Origin of the sequence: Arenimonas sp. (assembly GCF_022842045.1) — a bacterium.
Classification (GTDB): Bacteria; Pseudomonadota; Gammaproteobacteria; order Xanthomonadales; family Xanthomonadaceae; genus Arenimonas.
This window is the reverse complement of sequence record NZ_JALHQI010000111.1, coordinates 1-4,728: the sequence shown is the minus strand read 5'-3', so window position 1 is coordinate 4,728 and position 4,728 is coordinate 1. Positions and strand designations below refer to the sequence as shown.

The window sequence follows — 4,728 nt, the reverse complement described above, 5'->3', positions numbered from 1 at the left end:
CTGGTCGGAGATATGGGTGTAGAACGTCCGCCCTGGGCTGCTGCCGTATTTCGGATTGATGTGGCCGGTGCTCTCGGCCTTGCTGCCGGTGCGGAAGTTCTGGCCGTCCGACGATGACGGGGTCAGCTCACGAAACGGAAAAAATCGTACGCTAAGCCTCGCCAGGCATTCGTAGCGCCCGGAACTTGCCTTGCGCGACCTGCTTGTTCTGCCGCCAGATGTAATCGCCGGTCAGGTTGATGTGCTCCCAGCCCAGCGGCGAAAGATGCGGCAGCAGCCGTTCGTCGATGTTCTTACCCGAGTCCCGCAGCGCCTGGACCGCCCGCCCCAGGTAGACGGTGTTCCACAGGATGATTGCCGCCACCACCAGATTGAGGCCGCTGGCGCGGTAGCGCTGGTTCTCGAAACTGCGGTCACGGATTTCACCGAGCCGGTTCAAGAACACAGCGCGGGCCAGCGCGTTCTTGGCTTCGCCCTTGTTCAAGCCAATCTGCACACGGCGGCGCAATTCGACGTTCTGCATCCAGTCGAGCGCAAACAGCGTGCGCTCGATGCGCCCCAGTTCGCGCAGAGCCACGGCCAGACCGTTCTGGCGCGGATAGCTGCCGAGCTTCCTGAGCATCAGCGAGGCCGTCACCGTGCCCTGCTTGATCGAGGCGGCCAGCCGCAGGATTTCGTCCCAATGGGCGCGGATGTGCTTCACGTTGACGTTGCCGCCGATCAGGCCGGCGAGCGTCGGGTACTGCTTGGCGTCGCTATGGATAAACAGGCGCTTGTCGGCCAGGTCGCGGATGCGCGGGGCAAAGCGGAAGCCCAACAGGTGCATCAGCGCGAACAGGTGATCGGTGAAGCCAGCCGTGTCGGTGTAGTGTTCTTCGATGCGCAGGTCGGATTCGTGATACAGCAGCCCGTCCAGGACGTGGGTGGCGTCGCGCACCGTGGCATTGATGACTTTGGTGTGGAACGGCGCGTACTGGTCGGAGATGTGGGTATAGAACTGCACGCCTGGTTCCTGACCGTACTTCAAGTTCACTTGGCCGGCGGCTTGCCCCCGGCCGCCGGCCTTGAAGTTCTGCCCATCCGACGACGAGGTAGTGCCATCGCCCCAGTAGGCGGCGAAGGGCTGACGAAACTGGGCGTTGACCACCTCGGCCAGACCCGCCGAATAGGTCTCGTCGCGGATGTGCCACGCCTGCAACCACGTCAGCTTGGCGTAGGTCACACCGGGGCAGGACTCGGCCATCTTCGAGAGCCCCAGGTTGATGGCGTCGGCGAGAACGGTCGTCAGCAGTAGGTGTTGGTCTTCGGCCGCCTCGTCACTCTTGAGGTGCTTGAAGTGGCGGCTGAAGCCGGTCCAGCCATCGACTTCCAGCAGCAGTTCGGTGATCTTCAGGTGCGGCAGCAAGCTGTACGCCTGCTGCATCAGCACCTCGGCCTCGTCGGGCACGGCGTTGTCCAGCGGAGAAATCTTGATTCTCCCGGTGCTGGTGATGGCCGCATCGGGCAGTTCGTTGGCGGCGGCCAGCCGCTCGACTGTCGCCAGTTGCTCTTGCAGCACCGCGAGCCGCGCCTCCAGAAAGCGCTCGCAGTCGGTCTCCACGGCCAGACCCAATTCGCGCTGGTCACGCTGCGCCGCGAATCGCGGCGGCGGCAACAGGTAGTCCTCGAAGTCCTTGAACTGGCGCGAGCCCTGCACCCAGATGTCGCCGGAGCGCAGTGAGTTCTTCAGTTCGGACAGAATGCACAGCTCATAGAAGCGCCGATCCAGCCCATCGTCCGTGCGCACCAGGTTCTCCCAGCGCTTGCGCACGAAGGACGTGGGCGCGTCGTCCGGCACCTTGCGTGCCTGACGGTCGTTCATCCCCTTGAGCATTTCGACGGCGGCGAGCAGCTCGCGCGCCGCAGGCGCGGCCTTCATGCTCAACGCCTCCAGCAGGGTCGGCGTGTAGCGCCGGAGCTGGGTGAAGCCGTCGCCGACCAAGGACAAGAAATCGAAGTCCTCCGGCCGGGCCAGCGCTTCCGCTTCGGTGATGCTTTCGCTGAATACGTCCCAGGGGATGATCGCCTCGATGGCGGCGAACGGGTCGCTGCCCGATTGCTTGGCTTCCAGCAGGGCGCGACCGATACGAGAGTACAGCCGCACCTTGTCGTTGATCGCCTTGCCGGACTGCTGGAAGCGGTCGGCGTGATTGCGCTTGGCCTTGCTGAACAGCGAACCCATGAAACGGTCGTGCAGGTCGATGATCTCGTCGATGAGGGTGGCGCGGGTATCGAGGACTACCGCGACCAGGGTCGCAAAGCGGCGACTCGGCTCCAGGTCGCGAAGGTGCTGGGCGGTCATCTGTCCGCCCTCGCGGGCGAGCTTCAGCAGGCGGTTCTGGTGAATGGCGTGTTCCAGGTCGCCCGGCAGCACCAGGTCGCGGAGGGTCTTCAGTCGTTCGAGGTGGGCCAGCACATGCTTGGGCTTCGCCGGGCCAGGCGGTTGGCGTAGCCAGATCAGCCCGCTGCCTTTGGTGCCCTCGCGAATCGCCAGCAGGCCGTCAAGCGCGCGGCGGTGGAAATCACCCAGTGGCGCGGTGAGCGCTTCATAGACTTGGCGCGTGCCGCGTGTCAGCGCCTCGCTGCACACGCGCTCGATGACCTCGATGGTCGGAAGGATGATGCGCTGCTGCCGCAGCAACTCGATCAGCGCTTCGGCCAGCACGATACCTCGGTCGGTCTGCTGTGCCAGATCGGCGAGCTGGTGAACGAAGTGCCGGTAGTCGGTGACCGTGAACGGTGTCAGTTTCAGCCACGCCTGCAACTCCAACAGGTGCTCGCGTCGCGTTTCCGGCCGTTGCGCATACTGCGGCCAGATGTCCGGCTCGATACGCAACTGGCGGCCGACGATGTCCAGCAGGGAGACGGGTGGCTCCGCATCCGTCGGCAGGGCAAAGCCGGGATAGCGCAGGTAGCACAACTGCACCGCGAAGCCGAGCCGGTTGTGGCTGCCGCGCCGCTGGCGGATCACCGACAGGTCGGCTTCGGCGAAGGTGTAATGCTGGATGAGTTCGTCGTCAGTGGCCGGAAAGGCGAGCAGGCCGGTGCGCTCGACGGACGTTAGCAGACTGCGGCGCGGCATGGTCAGTCATCCGTTCTCAGGTATTGATACACAGTTTCCCGGCTGATGCCGAACTCGCGGGCAAGCTGTGCCTTCTTCTCGCCGGCTGCAGCGCGACGGCGCAGTTGGGCTACCTGCTCGGGCGCGAGCGCCTTTTTGCGGCCCCGGTAGGCCCCGCGCTGCTTGGCGAGCGCGATCCCCTCGCGCTGCCGCTCGCGGATCAGAGCGCGCTCGAACTCGGCAAATGCGCCCATCACCGACAACATCAGGTTCGCCATCGGCGAATCCTCGCCGGTGAATGTCAAGTGTTCCTTGACGAACTCGATGCGCACGCCGCGCTGGGTGAGGCGCTGCACCAGGCGGCGCAGGTCGTCGAGGTTCCTCGCCAGGCGGTCCATGCTGTGCACCACCACCGTGTCGCCCTCGCGCACGAAGGCGAGCAGCCGTTCCAGCTCGGGGCGCTGGGTGTCCTTGCCCGACGCCTTGTCGGAGAACACCTTGTCCACCTGGATGTGTTCGAGCTGCCGTTCCGGGTTCTGGTCGAAGCTGCTGACGCGGACGTAGCCGATGCGCTGACCGTGCACAGTGTCCTCCTGAGGCCCTTGTGTCAGGAAGAAATCTATGACCCTTGACGGGACATGTCAATTAATTCTGGAAGTGACTCTATTCTGACGTTTTACAGCCCGGGGGCTGACGCCAGGTTAGGGTATGCCTTAAATTGACGCTTCATCATGACTTTAGTTACTTCTATAACGTTCTGTAGTATATATCACATTTCTCACTGCCTTCTGACCAAGGAGCCCGTGCTTGAGCTTTCTTGCCCTGTTCATCAGCCTCCCCACCAAGGCATCGACCGGCCGCATGCGCGTCTGGCGCTCCGTCAAGGCGCTGGGTTGCGCGACGCTGCGCGATGGGGTCTACCTGCTGCCTGACTCGGCCGACAGTGCCGCGGCGCTGGACGAAGTGGCGGCGCAGGCGGTGGAAGTCGGGGGCAGCGGCGAGGTCTATCGACTCTCGGGGTGCGAGGAAGCCCAGGAGGCCGCGCTGCGCGCCCTGTTCGACCGGGGCGAGGAGTACGCCGGCATCGCCGAGGAGATCAAGGAACTCGGGCGGAGCCTGACATCCCTGGATGGCGCCGCCGCCGCACGCAAGCTCCAGCCGCTCGTGCGCCGCTTCGAGCAGGTGGCGCGCATCGATTTCTTTCCCGGCGAGGCGCAGCGGCAGACCTTGAGCCTGCTGGACGACCTGCGCGACGCGATCACCCGCCGCATGTCTCCCGACGAGCCGACCGCCCGGCAGGCGGATGTTCCGCGGCTGGACCGCGCCGACTATCAGGGCCGGACCTGGGCCACGCGGGCGCGCCCGTGGGTGGACCGACTCGCTTCGGCCTGGCTGATCCGGCGTTTCATCGACCCGAGCGCTCGCATCGTCTGGCTGGCGAATCCCGCCGACTGCCGCAATGGCTGGCTCGGCTTCGACTTCGACGGCGCGGCCTTCAGCCACGTGGGCACCAAGGTCACCTTCGAGACGCTGCTGGCGAGTTTCGGACTTGATTCCGCCCCTGCACTGGTACGGCTGGGCGAGCTCGTGCATTGCCTGGATGTTGGGGGACTCCCGGTCGCGGAAGC

The 4,728-nt window shown here is 64.9% G+C and carries 3 protein-coding genes; 1 reads left to right on the top strand and 2 read right to left on the bottom strand.

The window, feature by feature from the left end; all coding sequences use genetic code 11:
* Nucleotides 1-151 precede the first annotated feature (151 nt).
* Together Q0C12_RS14545 and Q0C12_RS14540 are read right to left on the bottom strand one after the other, a co-directional pair.
* Entirely contained in the window at nt 152-3,121 is a 2,970-nt protein-coding gene (locus tag Q0C12_RS14545; protein ID WP_011013256.1) for a Tn3 family transposase, read from the bottom strand.
* Nucleotides 3,122-3,123: 2 nt separating this feature from the next.
* Nucleotides 3,124-3,684 (bottom strand): recombinase family protein, encoded by a 561-nt coding sequence (locus Q0C12_RS14540; RefSeq protein WP_011013255.1) that lies wholly within the window; start codon nt 3,682-3,684, stop codon nt 3,124-3,126.
* Nucleotides 3,685-3,907: 223 nt separating this feature from the next.
* Between Q0C12_RS14540 and Q0C12_RS14535 the strand changes: the two genes are divergently transcribed.
* Nucleotides 3,908-4,728, top strand: an 821-nt coding sequence (locus tag Q0C12_RS14535; RefSeq protein ID WP_290891449.1) for a chromate resistance protein ChrB domain-containing protein, incomplete at its 3' end; no start/stop codon positions are given.